Here is a 14,810-nt window from a genome sequence, read left to right on the forward strand (position 1 = left end):
GACCGATGTGAAGTCTCTGTGAGGCTCCGCAGCGGTACGGCGTTGTGTCCGGGTTTCCACGGAACAGTCACGGAACGGATCTTGAATAGTCGATCAAGCCTCTCCGTCGAGTAGATCTTGGATGCGGGCCGTTGTAGGCTTCGCGCTCGCCGTCGAGGCACGCGGCGTAGACCGACAGCAGGACCTTGACCGAGTGGCCGGCCCGCTCGGCGACCTCCGTGGGCGGCGCCCCGGCGTTGAGCCAGGATGTGAGCGCCGCGTGGCGGAGGTCGTACGGGCGGGCCGCCAGCGGCGAGGCCGCCTGCGCGGGCGTCAAGCCGATCTCGCGGGCCTCCTTCCAGATGCGCGTGTAGACCGACTCGCGGACCCGTCCGCCGGTCAGTGCCGGGAACAGCGGCCGTCGGGTGCGGCGCCGTAGTGGTGGAGGTGCTCGCGCAGGATCGCCACGAGCGCCGGCGGGGCAGGCACACGACGGACGGCCTCGCGACGGCGGCGCTTGAGCGGTCGGGCGTCGGGGGTACGCAGGCCGTCGTTGTAGTGCTCGCCCGAGACGCCGGTCAGCGACCCGGAGAGGACCAGCTCGCCCCAGCCGGCGGCGGGGAGCTTCGCGTCGGTGTCGCGGAGCTGCTGGGCCTCGCCGGGACGTAGGCCGGCGTAGTACAGGCAGGCAAAGAACGCCCGCAGCCGCCAGCCACGCTCGCGATCGCTCCGGCGGCGCCCGGGTACGTAGGTGAGCGCCGCGAGAAGCTGGCGACGCCGTACCGGTGCGCCGGCCGTGACGGGGTAGGCGGCCATGACGCCGGTGTCCACCGCGTAGCCGGCCACCCGGTGGAGCACAGCGCGGCGCTTGTTGGCGGTCGACGAGGTGGTGGGTCGGCCGTCCGCTCTCGTGTTGAGGTCCTGGATGAGTGCTCCGAGGACGGGAGGCGCGTCGGAGCCACGAGGCGATCGCACGGTCCTCGGCGGTCAGCGGCTCGTCGCGGCGCGGAGGCGGCAGCAGGTGGGTGCTCGCGATGCGCCGGAGGTCGCGCCATCGCGGTCGCCTCGTAGGTATCGACGGCGTCGGCAAGGAGCTGCATGGGCGTGCGGCCGCCGTGGCTGCGGCCGTGCGGGGCAGCTGTGGGCAGGACTTGTGGCTGCAGTCTGCCCCGACTGCCTCCGAGCGACTCAGCCTTACCGGACATGCCCTGAGAAGGGGCTTAGCAGCTCACTCGCAATCATCCTCGTCGGGTGGTGCGCCGTTGCGTCAGACCGGTGACGGTGACCTCGTCCGGTAAACGCTGAAGGCAAAGGGTCCACGAATGACGAACAACCAAGCGTTGGATGAACCTGCTGTGCTGCACGACGGTGAGGGCGCCGAGTTCTGGCGCGTCGACGGCATGCACGGGACCCGCTACATCGAGATCTTCCTCGCCGGACGCGAGGCGGGGACCGGCAAGGTGGTGGCAGCCTGTTACAACCCCATGTTCAGTGAAGAGGGCATTCCAGCGTCCAGGGATGCTGCCCCGCATGCCCTCGTCGAAGGCATCGACTTCGACCAGCTCAAGGCGGACTACGGCCTGCTCGGTGCATCGTTGAACGGACCGAAGATCTGGACACCTGACTGGACCGAGGTGCACCGGGGCAAGGAGCGCGACTTCAACGGCATCAAGGCCCCCTGGGTCGGCCAGCTCGACATGAAGAAGGTGGGCGCCGTCGCAGACGTCACGGCCTACGAACCGATGACCATCGCACGCGACAGCCGCGTGGGCTGGAACAAGGGCACCACGGTCATGCTCCTGGACGACGCCGGCGGCAACACCTGGGTCATGAAGGGATTCCAGCTGGGACTCGAGCCGAAGTTCACCTACGACGACTTCGTCGCCAACGGGGCGAGCTACTTCACGAGCCTGCCGGCCGACTGGCAGTTCCGGGTGACGCCCCTGGAGCAGGACTTGATCGAGACGCCAGAAGGCGGGGTCGCCACCATCATGAGCGACGAGTTCTTCAACGTCTACGACAAGACCGGGCCACGCCAAATGAACTACAAGGCGTAGCCATCCAACGATCGACCGGCAGCGCGCCCGCGGTTCGGCAGCTGAGGTTCCCCCGGTAGCCCGGAGTGCTTCCTACCTGGCCGGGACGGGCTCGGGGTGAGCCCGGCTGGTGTGCCAGGTGTGCTCGTACTCGTCCGGCGAGCGCCAGCCCAGGCGGGCCTGGATGCGCTCGCGGTTGTACCAGCCGTCCACGTAGGCGAACAGGGCGTTCTCGGCCTCTTCCCGGGTCCTGCAGATTCTGCGGTACACGAGCTCGGTCTTGAGGTGGAGAAGAAGTTCTCCATCAGCGCGTTGTCGTAGGAATCGCCGACCGACCCCATCGACGCGAGAATCCCGTGATCTTCTAGCCGAGCCGAGAATCGGAATGACGTGTAGTTCGAGCCGCGGTCGGAATGATGCCTAAGCTGGCCGTCGCGCACCTCGCGGGACCAGACCGCGTATTCGAGAGCGCCGAGGACGAGTTCGGTGTCGCACCGGTCGGAGGTCTTCCACCCGACGATGCGGTTGGAGAACACGTCGCGGACCGCAGCGAGCCAGAACACGCCCTCGGCAGGGGATGCGGGTCGCGTCGGCGACCCAGAGCCGGTCCGGGGCCGAGGCGGTGAAGTCCCGATCGACCAGGTCGGGCGCCGGGGCGGCCCGCGGGTCCTGGCGGGTGGAGGGCGTCCGCCAGCGCTTGCGCAGGTGGGCACCCTGCAGCCCCGCGCTACGCATCAGCCGCTCGACCCGCTTGCGCGAGACCTGCCGGCCGCGGCGGCGCAGAGTGGCGTGCACCCGCGGGACGCCGTAGGTCTGGCCCGACCGGTCGTGCACCTCGCGGATCTCGGCGAGGACCTCGGCGTCGTCACGGCGGAGCGACGACGGGTCGCGGTCCTGGGCCAGCCACCCGTAGTACGTCGAGGGCGGGATCCCGAGCTGGCGCAGAATCGGCTCGATCCCAAAGTCGTCGTGGCGAGCTTCGACGAACGCTATGACTTCCTCCTTGTCGGGTCGATTTCCTGGGCGAGGAAAGCGCTCGCCGCCTTCAGGATCTCGTTGGCCCGGCGTAGCTCCGCGACTTCCTTGCGCAGCCGGCGCAGCTCCTCGGTCTCGGCGCTGGTCGGACGATCGTCGCGCTCACCGGCGTCGGCCTCGGCCTGGCGCACCCAGTTGCGCAGCGCCTCGTGATGCACTCCCAGCTGTCACCGAGCTGGCGGAACGTGGGCCGCGGGTTGCTCGTGCGGTAGAGCCGCACCGCCCGCTCGCGCAGCTCGTCGGGGTACTTCTTCGGCGCTGCCATCGGAGACTCCCTTCACGGCCTACAGCCATGATCGTCGGTCTCCGAGCTAGCTGGGGAACCTCACGGCGACCGCGAGCAGGACGAGCCTCCGGCGGCCAGGCGCTCCGCCCTGGACCAGGACACCGACCTCAGGAGAGCCCCCACCAGCAACGAGCTCGACGACGGGGGAGTGGTGGTGGGCGGGGCCTCACCCACGTCGACGCGCCCGAGGGCTGCCAGACCGCCCGCACAGCCGCAAGCGCCACCAGGCAGCACATGCATCGGTCGTTGACCGTCAGGGCGCTTGCACCCGCGCGAACGGCCCGGCAGGTCAGAGACCGCGCCGCCGAGGGAGAGACCCCGAAGCCGATCCGGGCGTTAGTGACGTTGGAGTTGCGACCCGGACGAACTCCGCTGCGACGGCTGGACCAACGAAGGGACCCGGACCACACTCGCGGGCGAGAGCGTCGGCCCGGTCCCTGCCGTAGATCGCTCTCGTGTGGGTCGAGAGCCCGGGCTGACGAGGTCCCATGGCTGACCACGAGCTGAACCCGCGCGACTGGCGCGACATCCAGGTGCTGCGGGCCCAGGGTGTCCTGGCCGAGGTGCTCGTGGTGGACCTCGACGAGGCCGACCAAGGTTTGCGGGCTTACGCCGACGCGACCGGAACCCCACTGCACGACGTGGCCCGGCAGGTCTGTGACCGGGACCTGGCCATCGATCGCGAGCTGTGTGTCGTGGCCCGAGACCGCGCCAACCAGGCCGAACTCCTGGCGCGGTCGGAGAACGCTCTCGAGCTGGCTCGGAAGACCCTTCTGCGTCTTGCTGACACGGCTGAGGCCCTCGCCCACACCTACGACCGCATCGCCGACAGGCGCGAGACGGACGCCCGCAACGCCGGCTGCACCGACCCCCACGAGCGAGCCCGGATCACCCGCCGGAGGGCCGACGCCGAACGACGAGACGCGCAACGGCTCCGTCGAGCCGCTGAACCGCCCCCCGAGACACGCTGAGACTGCGACCGGTCGTGAGTAGATCCGACAGTGTCCGCCGCCAGGGACCGCGGGCTTCCTGCCCGGCACCGAGCGCGACGGCCCGGCCAACCCGGTGTTATCTCGTTTGCCCCGTAAGGGGCTCAGCCTACGGTGGTGATCGCAACCGGCGTACACGTAACGTAGCCGCGGGCCCGTAGCTCGCCCCAGACTTCAGCGCGCCGTCGGTCGGGGCGCTGCGACGACTGCGGAGGGTGACATCACGAGATGTCTATGAGCAACAACGACGAGCTGGTCACCGCCATGCGACGTGCTGTCGAACGATTGATCGAGCACGGCGCGACGTATGACCAGGACGAGATGCTCAGCCGCATTGTCGAGGCCGCCGTCGAGACCGTTCCCTCTGCCGTCGGCGGGGGCATCACCCGCACCGCAGCCGGCAAGGTACGCACGAGTCACTCCTCCGACGACCGAAGCCGCCGCGTCGACGACCTCCAGGCCGACCTTCACGAGGGGCCGTGCGTCAGCGCAGCCGACGAGCCGCCACCGAGCGGCATCTTCGTGGCCCACGACCTCGAGGGACCGGACGGAGATCGCTGGCCGCTGTTCGCGCCGCGCGCCGTGGAGCTCGGTGTCCGATCGGTGCTGTCGATCTCGTTGTCGGTCACCCGTCGCTGGCGCTCGTCGCTCAACTTCTACTCGGACAGCCCCAATGTCTTCGACGACCACGCCTGCCTGACCGCCGGCCTGTTCGGGCTGCAGGCCGCCACCCTGCTCTACGGCTCCGACCGCGCCGCCGGCCTCAACCAAGCCCTGCAGACCCGCGACGTGATCGGCCAGGCCAAGGGCATCCTGATGGAGCGCTTCGACATCACCGACGACGCCGCCTTCCAGATGCTGGTCAGCTCGTCCCAGGACACCAACATGAAGCTCCACGACGTCGCCCACTGGCTGGCCAACGAGCGAGGTCGGCGCAGCATCGTCGCCCCCGAGTGAGACCTGCAGCGCGAGTCCGACGGTTTCGAGATGGCGAACGCGCGGGCAGACTGAGTCGACCGGGTCACGCAGTGAACCGGAACTCGGTTCACCAAGGTAGCCGTGCGGGTCGGCCCAGGCCCTCGTTGCGTCCCCCGCACGCGTGGCCTGGGTCGACACCGACCTACCCGATCTGACATCTGTTTTCTGAGCGGGCCTTCGGTGCGGCGCTGACCGGCACCGTGCGGGGGTATCCGGCGGCGGTAGTGCGCGGAGTACGGAACCACCACGGAACAGGATCGAGGTCGTGAGCCCGCGAGATGCTGCTTCCGCAGGTAGGAGCGCCGCGAGCCAAGGTCGTCCGAGGTCCTGCGCACGGACCTCCGCGCTCGGGAGCAGGCCTCCGCCTAGGGCCTCTGACCTGCTCTCGCGGAGGTGAGGTCTCCGCGGCGCTCCGCTCCCGGCAGAGCGCCCAGCACGGCCTCGATGCTCCCGTACAGCTGTCGGGGGAGTCGGGCGAGTTCGGCCGGGTTCGCGGCCGCGAGGCCGTACAGGTCGGCCATCGCCATGATCTCCCACCAGCGAACCGGGTAGCGCAGGTCCTCGAGGACGTAGCGCAGCAGGCGCCCGTCGTGGGCCGCCAGCGAGGTCGCCATCAGCGATCACCGCGCCCGGGTCGTCCTCGTCGGACCTGGCCGTTGGCTCGCCGGTCCGCCCACTTCAGCAGCTGCCACGCCACCATCGCCAACGCGCGTCCGGCGTCACTCACCAGGGAGGTCGCCGGGGGTGTGCGCCATCGCTCGATGTTGCGCTGCGCAAGGAGCGGTACATCGTTTGCGCAGCTCGACATTGTTCTCTTCATCGACACTTCACCTCGGACGAGGATCGGTCCAAGCGGTCCCGATGCTGAATGGCCGATCGGCCGGCGCACGGGCTCCGTCGGGCGGGTACGGACACGAATGTCCGTCTCTTCGCCGGCTGGATGTCAACCGTGCTGTCGCGCTGAACCATACGGGCCGACGCGGCACCTCGCCATCCGAATCGGCGTCCAGCGCATTCTGCGCGGATGTGTGGTGACCGGCTGACCCGATGAATCGACGTCGGCCCTCCGAGGAATCCTCCATTCCCACCACGGGTCATCCGCACCGGACGACAGGGCCTCGGGCCGGGCGCAGGCATACTGGCACCGACGGCCTCCACATCGGCGGGGTCCAGGTACAGGTATTGCCCCACCCGCCGACACATGGAGTCCCGCCGTGGCCGACGACGTCGAGAACGCCATCTGTGCATTACGCGAAGCGACCGCCGCACTCAGGCACGCCACCGAACGCCGCTCGCTCGGTCACGGTGGCGGCGACAAGAGCGAGCTGATCGTGGATCTGGCCAAGAACCTCGAGGCCCTCGCCGCACTCGTGCGTGCCACCGGTCTCGAGGCCATCCCGACCACCGCGGCCAGCCACAATCTCCTGGCCGTGGTCCAGGGCGTCACCTCGACCGCCTCCATGGCGCGCCGGATGACGAGCCTCGACGGCCACCACGCCGCCTCGTGACCGGTCGGCCGGCGAGCGTCGCTCCCGGTGGCCGACCATCCCCCGCCGGGCGGCAAGCCCGTGCGCATAGTGGACAGTGGGGTGCACGGCGCTCGAACTGACGGGCGTCGACCGGACGCGGAGCGCTCGTCTCGGCACGAACGCTCCGAAGCTCACCGACGCCGCACGCTGGCTCACCAGCGAATCCGGCAGACGTCACGCCCGGCCCGCCACGATCTGTCTGGCGGGTGTCATGGTCGGTGGCGGTCGGCCACCTCCGCCGCCCGTCGAGACGCGGGGTCCGCGCAGTAGTTCGCGGGGCCTGGGCAGCTCCGACCTTCATGTGCTTCCCCGGTGACGTGTCGCCGTCGGCGTCGAGAGCACGGCGCATGCAGCTCGCTGTGAGCCTCGTCAGCCGGTGACCTGGCGCTCGCCGACGCCGAGGACCTCCTGGGGCCCCACCTGGACGACACCGCCAAGGACCCTGTCGCCGTCGCCGAGCAGCTCATCGACCACATCACCGGTACCGACCACCCCTAGTCGGCCGGCCCCCTCCGGCCCGCGCGCCGACCGAACAGGACCTCGGGGTGCGCGATGGCTGTACGGTGACCCGTGGTCGACTGCACGGCCGTGACCCGGACACGGGTGTCTGCTCGACAGCGTTCCCTCGGTCCCCGTTCTTCATGTGCATCCCCGACTCCGCCGGCCGGTCGACAGGGCAGATCGCCGCGCATGTCGCGTCGGCCCTGCCGATCGGCGCGCTCGATCATTCGCGCCTCGTGCCCACCGACTTTCCATGTCACGGGGGAGCACACTCATGGACGCCCGGCATCCCGAGGACCTCGTCGTCGCCCTGCGCACCGCGGCCCGGGGCCTGGCCCGGCGCCGCAGCGTCCGCGACCTCGAGCAGACCCTGGAGCAGGTCGTCGCCTCGGCCGTCGTGACCGTCCCGGGGTTGGACGCGGGCAGTATCTCGATCACCGAGCACGGGCGCATCGAGACCCGCCATCCCACCAGCGAGAGCATCCGCAAGCTCGACGAGAAGCAGAGCGAGCTCAACGAGGGCCCGTGCATCACCGCGATCGAGGACCCACCCGAGACCGGCACCGTCGTCGCCCAGGACCTCGCAGGGGCCGACGCCGACCGCTGGCCACGGTTCGCCCCCAACGCCGCCGAAGCCGGCTACCGGGCCCTGATGTCGACCCAGCTCTCGGTCGACGGCGGCGTCTGGGCCGCGCTGAACCTCTACTCGGCCGAACCCGACGCCTTCGACGAGGAAGCACAGACGCTGGCCGGACTGTTCGGCATCCAGGCCGCGATGCTGCTCTACGGCGCGAACACCGCCGTCCACCTGCAGCGCGCCGTGGACAGCCGCGACCTCATCGGCCAGGCCAAGGGTCTGCTGCGCGAGCGCTTCAAGGTCGACGACGAGGGCGCCTTCCAGATGCTGGTCACGTCCTCCCAGGACACCAACATGAAGCTCACCGCCGTCGCGCAGTGGCTCCTCGACAACGCCGACACGTCCGGCTCCCGCCCCGAGGCGAGGGAGATACGCCGATGACACGAGGCCAGGGCGCCCGCGGGTGGGCTGGACCGACCGGGTGAGCCGGGCCACACTCGTCGGCGGAGGCACAGGCCCAGTCGCCACCGTCTGACGCTCTCGCGAAGGCGCGAGAGCCGGGCCGATGAGAGCTGATGGCCGACAGGGACCTGAACCCGCGGGATTGGCGCGACGTCCGGGTGCTGCGCGCCCGGGCCGTCCTGGCCGAGGCGCTCGTCGTGGACCTCCTCGAGGCCCACCGGGGCTTGCGGGCGCACGCCGCCGCCACCGGACTCTCGGTGCACGACGTGGCCCGCCAGGTCTGCGACGGGGACGTGGCCATCGATCGTGATCTGTGCGTCGTGACCCGGCTCCCCCCGGAGTGCCCCGACCTCGTGGAACGGGCCAGGAACGCCGTCGAGACGACCCGCAAGACCTACCTGTGCCTCGCCGACGCCGCCGAGGCCCTCGCCGCCACCTACGACCGCCTCGCCGACACCCGTGAGGCGCACGCGCGCGAGGCCGGCGCCACGACGCCGGGCGAGGACGTCCGGGCCACGCGCCGCAGGGCTGAGGCCGAACGACGGGAGGCGCAACGGCTCCGTCGCGCCGCCGAGGGGCCACACGACGACGAGGACCGGCGCTGAGCCGGTCGGACCGCGCGGGGTCGGCCCTGCGGCAGGATCCGGACGATGAGCGTCCAGGTCGATGCGCGGGCGACGTACACCGCGGTGCTCGTCCTCGTCCCCGCCGCCGAACCCGCCGTCGGGGCGCTGCGCGCCGAGCTGGACCCGTCGGCACCCCAGGGCGTGCCCGCGCACGTCACCGTCCTCTTCCCGTTCGTGCCCGCCCGTGCCGTCGACGACCGGACGGTGGCGACGCTGCGCCGCGCGGTGCGGGACGTCGCACCGTTCTCGTTCCGCCTCGACGCCGTCGGCTGGTTCGGCGACGACTACGTGTGGCTCGCGCCGGACCCGCCGGAGCCGTTCGCGGAGCTCACCGAGCGCACCGCCCGCGCCTTCCCGGACCACCCGCCGTACGGGGGCGAGCACGAGCCGGTGCCGCACCTGACCGTCGGGTACCGCCGCCACTCCTCGCTCGCGGCGCTGCGTGCCGCCGCGGAGCAGCTCGCGTCCAGCCTCCCGATCACGGCCGAGGTCGATCGCGTCCACCTGCTCGCCGGGTCGTTCGACGTCGGGTCCTGGCACGTCGTGGCCGAGGCGCCGCTGCTGGGCGACGCGTCCGTCACCCCGGCACGGACGCGGTGACGAGGTAGTAGCCGATCGCGCCGAAGAGGCGCCCGGTGCGGTGGAGCTCGGCGACGGTCGACGTCCAGCGCTGCCCGGCGTCGACGTCGATCACGCCGTCCCGTGCGGCGGCCGGGCCGAGACCGCCGAAGTACTGCGCGCCGAGGTCGGGTGAGAAGACGACCATGCGGCTGGCGAGCTCGACGTCCTCGAGACCCAGGTCCTCGAGCTTCCCGCGCAGGTCACGCACCAGGCGGGGGTTGACGACGGACGTGTCGGCCTCGTGCGCGAGCACCGCGCGGACCAGCGCGGCGTCCGGCACGTTGACGGTGTTCGTGTCGAAGTCCGGCGCGATGATCGCGATCCGGCCGCCGGGACGGGTCACCCGGACCATCTCGGCGAGCGCGCGGTCCGGGTCGTCGAGGTAGATGAGGACCCGTTCGATCCGGGTGACGTCGAAGGCGTCGTCGGGGAAGGGCAGGTGCTGGGCGTCGCCCGTCGCGAGGTCGACGTGCAGGCCCTGGGCCTCGGCCCGGCGGACGGCCTCGGCGATGAACTCGGCGGAGAGGTCGATCCCGGAGACGGCCCCGCCGGGCTGAACGAGCGGCGCCAGCCGAAGCGTCTCGAGCCCGAACCCGCAGCCGACGTCGAGCACCCGGCGGCCCGGCCCGATCGCGGTGCGCTCGATGGCCAGCGCCTTGAGCTCCCGGAGCAACGGCAGCCGGTCGAAGGCCTCGAGCGCGGCGACGTAGGTGGGCTCCGGGGAGTGGTCGATGTCGGTGAAGTCGTGCAGGGAGATGGCCGGGGTCCCGGACGCGGGCGTCTGCTGGGCGGCCACGGTGCCTCCGGGTGCTCGGTGCCGGTGCTTGCTCGGCGGGAGATGATCGTCGCCCATCCACGGCGGGAGCGGAACCGGCCCGCGCCGTCCGTCGCCGTACCGTGAGGGCCGTGCCGACCCACGCCGTGCTCGCGACCATCGCGGCGTGCGCGCTCGGCGCGGGCGTCGCGGCGACGATGCTGCTGGCCGGCGGGTCGCTGCTGCTCGTCGTGGCCCTCGTCGTGGCCCAGGTCGCGCTGCTGGTCGCGGTGCGGGACGGGGCGCGGCGCGCGCGGCAGTTCGTCCTGGCGTGGTCGGCGGAGGCGGGGCTCACGTACGCCGTCGCCGGGGACCCGACCGTGGTCTCGGCGCTGGTCTACCTCGCGGTCGGTCTGGTGTTCGCCGCGGTGGCCGTCGCGTTCCTCGCGTTCTTCCGGTCCGGGACCGACGAGGAGCCGCGCGTCGACACCGCGCCGCTGCCGGTGGTCGACGGCGACTGATCCCCGGTGATCGACGGAGCGATACGGACACTGGGTGTCTGCATCTCATGGAGGACGCCGATAGGGGCACGCCGCTGACGCTTCTACAGAGGCATTCCTCAGTGGCTTCCCGCGACGGTGTCGTACTCGTCGTGGCGGCGCCACCAGACGTACGGGTCGCCCTGCGGCGTCCCGGCCGGGGAGTCCTCCCACGCCTCCTGGCGCCCGAACGGCGTGATGTCCAGGAACGACCAGACGCTGCCCAGCTTCTCGGCGCCCCGGCCGTCGATCGTGTACGTCCGGTAGACGTCGTCGCCGTCGCGCAGGAAGACGTCGAGCGCGAACGAGCTGTCGTGGCCGAGGTCGTCGAAGAGCTCGCTGCTGGCCGCCGAGTAGAACGGCACGGTCCAGCCCATCCGCTCGCGGTAGGGCAACGTCTCGGCGAGCGGGCCGGAGCTGATCACCACGCGCGTCACGTCGCGGGCGTTGAGGTGGGCGGTGTGGCCGAACTGGTCGACGAACATCGAGCAGCCCTCGCAGGGGCTCTCGGGGTCGGTCCACATGAACTTGTAGGCGATGAGCTGGCGGCGCCCCTCGAACACGTCGACGAGCCGCACGGGCCCGTCGACGCCGTCGAGGACGTAGTCCTTCCCGAGCGCCTCCATCGGCATCCGGCGCCGGGCGGCGGCCAGCGCGTCCTGCGCGCGGGTGGCCTCCTTCTCGCGCACGAGCATCTCCTCGCGGGCCTTCCGCCACTCGGCGGACGTGACGACGGGGCGCGCGGTGAGGTCCATAAGCGATCCTAAATCCATACCGCACGGTCCTGTCAAGCGAGGGTGCGGACCGATGTCGGGGTGCCTCGCTACGGTCGGCGGCGTGGAAGAGCAGGGGGACGGGACGGACGAGGGGCTGGGTCTCGACGAGGGGCTGGGTCTCGACGAGGTGCTGCTGGCGTTGCGGCGCGACCTGGTCGCCGCGCGGGGGCGCCGGGACGAGGGCTACGGGCTCGGGGTGCGGGAGGTCGAGATCGAGCTCGCGGTCGAGGTGCGACGCCGACGGGACGCGCAGGGCTCGGTCGCGGCCAAGTGGTTCGTGCTCTCGGGGGAGGTGTCCGGCGGGGGCGAGCGGGAGCGCACCGACACCCATCGCATCCGGCTCACGCTCGGCCCGGTGGCCGACGAGGGCGAGGCCGAGGAGGAGTCGGGCGGCGACGCCTCGATCAGCGTCGTCGGCCCCGCCATCGCGGGCACGCTCCCGGAGGACGACGAGTCGGATCCGCGTGGCCAGGATCAGCGCCGCCCGGGACGTCCCGTGCGGTAGTGGCCCGGGTCGGTGAGCAGCAGCTCGCGGCGGGTGCCGTGGTCGGGCCCGATGCGGTGCGCCAGCCGGCCACCGTGCAGGGCGACGAGGCCCTCCTGGAGCGGCTCGTGGTGGGTCGACGCCGTCGCGTCCACCAGGGCCTCGCCGACGACGTCGGGACGGCCCTCGCGGCGGGCGGCGCGGTCGACGGCCTCGACCACCCAGAGGTGCTCGGGCAGGGCCGCGAGCCGGTAGAGGTCGGCCAGCGCCGGGTCGACGCCGCGCGCCCACAGGCCCTCGAGGTACTCGTCGCTGCGCACGACGAAGGTGCGGAACGTCAGCTCGCCCGCCGCGGCGGCGCGGGCCACGGGCTCGTCGTCCTCGGCGCCGCGGAGATAGCCCGCGAACCACAGACGCCCGGCCGCCTCGGCGCGCTCCGCCGTCACGTAGATCGCGGGCAGCAGCGGCAGGATCGCGGTCTGCCAGGGGCGATGGGCGTCCTCGGGCTCGGCGAACGGGTCGTCGACCTCGAGGTACGGACCGCGCGCGTCGTCGTGACGCCACAGCGTCACCCGACGGTCGTCGCCGGGGCCGCGCCGGTACGCGACCACCACCCAGGCGTGGCTCGACGAGATGACCAGCGGCGGGAGCTGGCTGTTGACGTACCGGCACAGCACCGCGCGCAGCGAGAGCCGCCCGGCCTGCGGGTCGGCGCGGCCCCCGGGGACGACGTCGGCGGGCTCCGCGACGGCGTCGGCCGCGGCGTCCTCCTCGGGCGTGGCGGGCAGGTGCATGAGCCCGGGGGACAGGCCGAGGCTGGTGGCGCCCGAGAGCATCTGGTGCACCGACAGGCCCTCGCTGGGCACCTGGCGGCCGACGATCACCCCGCCGAGCGCGGCGTCGTGCACCTCCGCCGTGAGCCGGCGCGGCAGGCCGTGGGCGAGGTGGGCGTGCCGCAGCACCATCCAGAGCGTCGCGTGCGCGCAGCGCAGGTACTCCGCGTCCTGGCTGAGGAAGGGCATCGCCGTGATCCAGAGCGGGGTGCCGAACAGCGAGACGCGCTCGGTGGCCTCGCAGCGGATCGCCCCCTCGAGGCCGACGGGCGGTGCGATCATGGTCCGCCCGACCGGGGTGGACGGGAGGGGGCGCAGGACGACGTAGCCGCGGTAGGCCTCCGGCCGCAGCACCGAGAGGTCGGCGGGGACGTCGTCGGTGAACAGGTGCCAGCGGTGGCACACCGAGGGGTGGCGGCGGAACAGGCGGCCGTGGAACGCGCCGTGCTCGCTGCGCCAGTCCGGATCGAGGTAGCGCTGCTCGACGACGACGCTGCGCACCCCGTGGCCCCGGGCGATCTCCACGATGCGCTCGAGCGGGCGGCTTCCGGCGCCGCCGGCGTAGAACTCGACGAGCTCGTCCCAGGTGCCGGGCACGGTGACGTCGTAGACCGAGCCCGCGGAGTCGTCCGGCGACCAGGCGAGAAAAGGCCAGGTCATCGGCGCGCCAGGCTAGTGCAGGCGGACGCCCTCGGTGTCGATCTCGGCACGGAGCTCGGCGTCGCGGACGCGGTCGAGATCGGCGCGGTAGCGGCGCTGGAGCGCGGGGTCGTCGAGGTGCAGGCGCGTGGCGAGATCGCCCGCCGGCTCGCCGGGCTCGACGATGCGTTGCCGCGCGGGGCGGGCTGGTGCGTCGGCCATGGGAGCCTCCGGTTCTCGCCGTCGGCACCCACGATACCGGGGGACGTCAGCGATGGGCCGGGATCGGACACGGCGTCACGGTAGACGCGGCCCCCGACAGCCCGGTCTCAGCGCCCCAGCGCCGCGTCGAGGGTGATGGTGGTGCCGGCGAGGGCCTTGGAGACCGGGCAGGTCTTCTCGGCGGTCTCGGCCAGCTCGCGGAACTTCGCCTCGTCGAGTCCGTCGACGTCGGCGCGCAGCGTCACTGCGATCCCGCTGATCTCGAAGCCACCGCCCTGGGCCGGCGACAGGGTGACCTCGGAGCTCACGTCGATCGAGTTCGCCGTGAGGCCCTCGCCGCCGAGCACGCCGGACAGGTTCATCGCCAGGCACGAGGAGTGCGCGGCGGCGATCAGCTCCTCCGGGCTGGTCTGCCCGTTGGGGTCCTCGGCACGGGTGGGGAACGAGACGTTGAACTGGCCGGCGTTGGAGGAGTCCAGGCTCACCTGACCGGTGCCGTCCTGGAGGCCGCCCTCCCAGTGGGTGGTCGCGTCGCGGCTCGGCATCGTCGTCTCCCGGGGATCGGAGGGGTGCGTGTCGGTCGGCCCGGCCCGGCGGACGCCGGGCCGAGCCAGGTGGCCTAGCGGCCGACGCGCTTGCGCCCGGTCACCCGGTTGTAGATCACCAGCAGGATGATCGCGAAGATGACCGACCCGATCCAGCCCACCGGGTTGGTCAGCTCGAACCGGCCACTGAACAGCGAGAAGACCAGGCCGCCGACGACCGAGCCGAGGATGCCCAGGCCGATCGTCATGAGGATGCCGATGTTGTCCTTGCCGGGGACCAGGGCGCGGGCGATGAAGCCGACGATCAGTCCGAAGACGATCCAGCCGAGGATGGTGAGGATCATGGGTCCTGCTCCGTTCCGGGATTCGTGACGTTCCGCCGCCACGTTCCCCTGGATC

General features: G+C 71.6%; 20 protein-coding genes and 2 pseudogenes. 9 read left to right on the plus strand and 13 right to left on the minus strand.

Annotated elements, in window-relative coordinates:
• Positions 1–67: 67 nt before the first annotated feature.
• Positions 68–316, minus strand: a complete 249-nt coding sequence (locus OG774_RS23665) for a hypothetical protein (RefSeq protein WP_328304825.1) — start codon at positions 314–316, stop codon at positions 68–70.
• A 62-nt stretch (positions 317–378) separates the two neighbouring features.
• Positions 379–825 (minus strand): hypothetical protein, encoded by a 447-nt coding sequence (locus OG774_RS23670; RefSeq protein ID WP_328304826.1) that lies wholly within the window; start codon positions 823–825, stop codon positions 379–381.
• Positions 826–1,301: 476 nt separating this feature from the next.
• On the opposite strand from OG774_RS23670, the gene OG774_RS23675 reads away from it, so the two are divergent.
• Positions 1,302–2,036, plus strand: a complete 735-nt coding sequence (locus OG774_RS23675; protein ID WP_328304827.1) for a hypothetical protein — start codon at positions 1,302–1,304, stop codon at positions 2,034–2,036.
• Positions 2,037–2,108: 72 nt separating this feature from the next.
• Here the strand turns inward: OG774_RS23675 and OG774_RS23680 are convergent, their stop codons facing one another.
• The 4 genes and pseudogenes from OG774_RS23680 to OG774_RS23685 all read right to left on the minus strand — a co-directional run bounded on the left by OG774_RS23680 (position 2,109) and on the right by OG774_RS23685 (position 3,208).
• Positions 2,109–2,402: an IS3 family transposase gene (locus OG774_RS23680; RefSeq protein ID WP_328311111.1), complete on the minus strand. Its 294-nt coding sequence runs from the start codon at positions 2,400–2,402 to the stop codon at positions 2,109–2,111.
• Positions 2,351–2,728: pseudogene (locus OG774_RS29895) on the minus strand (DDE-type integrase/transposase/recombinase); the annotation flags it as partial. The gene OG774_RS23680 and the pseudogene OG774_RS29895, both read right to left, overlap by 52 nt.
• Positions 2,721–3,008: pseudogene (locus OG774_RS29900) on the minus strand (IS3 family transposase); the annotation flags it as partial. The pseudogenes OG774_RS29900 and OG774_RS29895, both read right to left, overlap by 8 nt.
• Positions 3,005–3,208, minus strand: a complete 204-nt coding sequence (locus OG774_RS23685) for a transposase (RefSeq protein WP_328304828.1) — start codon at positions 3,206–3,208, stop codon at positions 3,005–3,007. The gene OG774_RS23685 and the pseudogene OG774_RS29900, both read right to left, overlap by 4 nt.
• A 616-nt stretch (positions 3,209–3,824) precedes the next feature.
• Between OG774_RS23685 and OG774_RS23690 the strand changes: the two genes are divergently transcribed.
• Positions 3,825–4,307: an ANTAR domain-containing protein gene (locus tag OG774_RS23690; RefSeq protein ID WP_328304829.1), complete on the plus strand. Its 483-nt coding sequence runs from the start codon at positions 3,825–3,827 to the stop codon at positions 4,305–4,307.
• Between the two features lie 252 nt (positions 4,308–4,559).
• On the plus strand, positions 4,560–5,282 hold the full coding sequence (locus OG774_RS23695) for an ANTAR domain-containing protein (RefSeq protein WP_328304830.1): 723 nt from the start codon (positions 4,560–4,562) through the stop codon (positions 5,280–5,282).
• A 386-nt stretch (positions 5,283–5,668) separates the two neighbouring features.
• On the opposite strand, the gene OG774_RS23700 is transcribed toward OG774_RS23695, so the two are convergent.
• The gene (locus OG774_RS23700) at positions 5,669–5,917 is read right to left on the minus strand and encodes a hypothetical protein (RefSeq protein ID WP_328304831.1); all 249 of its coding nucleotides are present in this window, start codon (positions 5,915–5,917) and stop codon (positions 5,669–5,671) included.
• Between the two features lie 600 nt (positions 5,918–6,517).
• Here OG774_RS23700 and OG774_RS23705 point away from each other — a divergent pair.
• From OG774_RS23705 to OG774_RS23720, 4 genes are all read left to right on the plus strand, one after another.
• A complete protein-coding gene (locus OG774_RS23705) occupies positions 6,518–6,811 on the plus strand; it encodes a hypothetical protein (RefSeq protein ID WP_328304832.1) in 294 nt (97 codons plus the stop codon).
• Positions 6,812–7,607: 796 nt separating this feature from the next.
• Entirely contained in the window at positions 7,608–8,351 is a 744-nt protein-coding gene (locus OG774_RS23710) for a GAF and ANTAR domain-containing protein (protein ID WP_328304833.1), read from the plus strand.
• A gap of 134 nt (positions 8,352–8,485) precedes the next feature.
• Positions 8,486–8,977, plus strand: a complete 492-nt coding sequence (locus OG774_RS23715) for a hypothetical protein (RefSeq protein ID WP_328304834.1) — start codon at positions 8,486–8,488, stop codon at positions 8,975–8,977.
• Positions 8,978–9,022: 45 nt separating this feature from the next.
• Positions 9,023–9,598, plus strand: a complete 576-nt coding sequence (locus OG774_RS23720) for a 2'-5' RNA ligase family protein (RefSeq protein WP_328304835.1) — start codon at positions 9,023–9,025, stop codon at positions 9,596–9,598.
• On the opposite strand, the gene OG774_RS23725 is transcribed toward OG774_RS23720, so the two are convergent.
• On the minus strand, positions 9,576–10,415 hold the full coding sequence (locus OG774_RS23725) for a methyltransferase domain-containing protein (protein ID WP_328304836.1): 840 nt from the start codon (positions 10,413–10,415) through the stop codon (positions 9,576–9,578). The genes OG774_RS23720 and OG774_RS23725 overlap by 23 nt on opposite strands.
• Positions 10,416–10,525: 110 nt before the next feature.
• On the opposite strand from OG774_RS23725, the gene OG774_RS23730 reads away from it, so the two are divergent.
• Positions 10,526–10,894 carry a hypothetical protein gene (locus OG774_RS23730; protein ID WP_328304837.1) on the plus strand — a complete coding sequence of 123 codons (369 nt, stop codon included), beginning with the start codon at positions 10,526–10,528 and terminating at the stop codon, positions 10,892–10,894.
• Positions 10,895–10,992: 98 nt separating this feature from the next.
• Here OG774_RS23730 and OG774_RS23735 read toward each other — a convergent pair whose 3' ends face one another.
• Positions 10,993–11,667: a DUF899 domain-containing protein gene (locus OG774_RS23735; protein ID WP_328304838.1), complete on the minus strand. Its 675-nt coding sequence runs from the start codon at positions 11,665–11,667 to the stop codon at positions 10,993–10,995.
• 82 nt (positions 11,668–11,749) lie between these two features.
• Here OG774_RS23735 and OG774_RS23740 point away from each other — a divergent pair, with 82 nt between their 5' ends.
• On the plus strand, positions 11,750–12,193 hold the full coding sequence (locus OG774_RS23740) for a trypco2 family protein (RefSeq protein ID WP_328304839.1): 444 nt from the start codon (positions 11,750–11,752) through the stop codon (positions 12,191–12,193).
• Here OG774_RS23740 and OG774_RS23745 read toward each other — a convergent pair.
• From OG774_RS23745 to OG774_RS23760, 4 genes are all read right to left on the minus strand, one after another.
• Complete coding sequence (locus tag OG774_RS23745) at positions 12,163–13,665, minus strand: hypothetical protein (protein WP_328304840.1); 1,503 nt, start codon at positions 13,663–13,665, stop codon at positions 12,163–12,165. The two genes, OG774_RS23740 and OG774_RS23745, sit on opposite strands and share 31 nt — an antisense overlap.
• Positions 13,666–13,677: 12 nt before the next feature.
• Positions 13,678–13,866 carry a hypothetical protein gene (locus OG774_RS23750; protein ID WP_274194500.1) on the minus strand — a complete coding sequence of 63 codons (189 nt, stop codon included), beginning with the start codon at positions 13,864–13,866 and terminating at the stop codon, positions 13,678–13,680.
• A gap of 107 nt (positions 13,867–13,973) precedes the next feature.
• Positions 13,974–14,411, minus strand: a complete 438-nt coding sequence (locus tag OG774_RS23755; RefSeq protein ID WP_328304841.1) for an OsmC family protein — start codon at positions 14,409–14,411, stop codon at positions 13,974–13,976.
• A gap of 74 nt (positions 14,412–14,485) precedes the next feature.
• Positions 14,486–14,755: a GlsB/YeaQ/YmgE family stress response membrane protein gene (locus OG774_RS23760; RefSeq protein ID WP_274194498.1), complete on the minus strand. Its 270-nt coding sequence runs from the start codon at positions 14,753–14,755 to the stop codon at positions 14,486–14,488.
• Between the last annotated feature and the right edge of the window lie 55 nt (positions 14,756–14,810).

Source organism: Actinomycetospora sp. NBC_00405, from assembly GCF_036044095.1.
GTDB classification, from domain to species: domain Bacteria; phylum Actinomycetota; class Actinomycetes; order Mycobacteriales; family Pseudonocardiaceae; genus Actinomycetospora; species Actinomycetospora callitridis.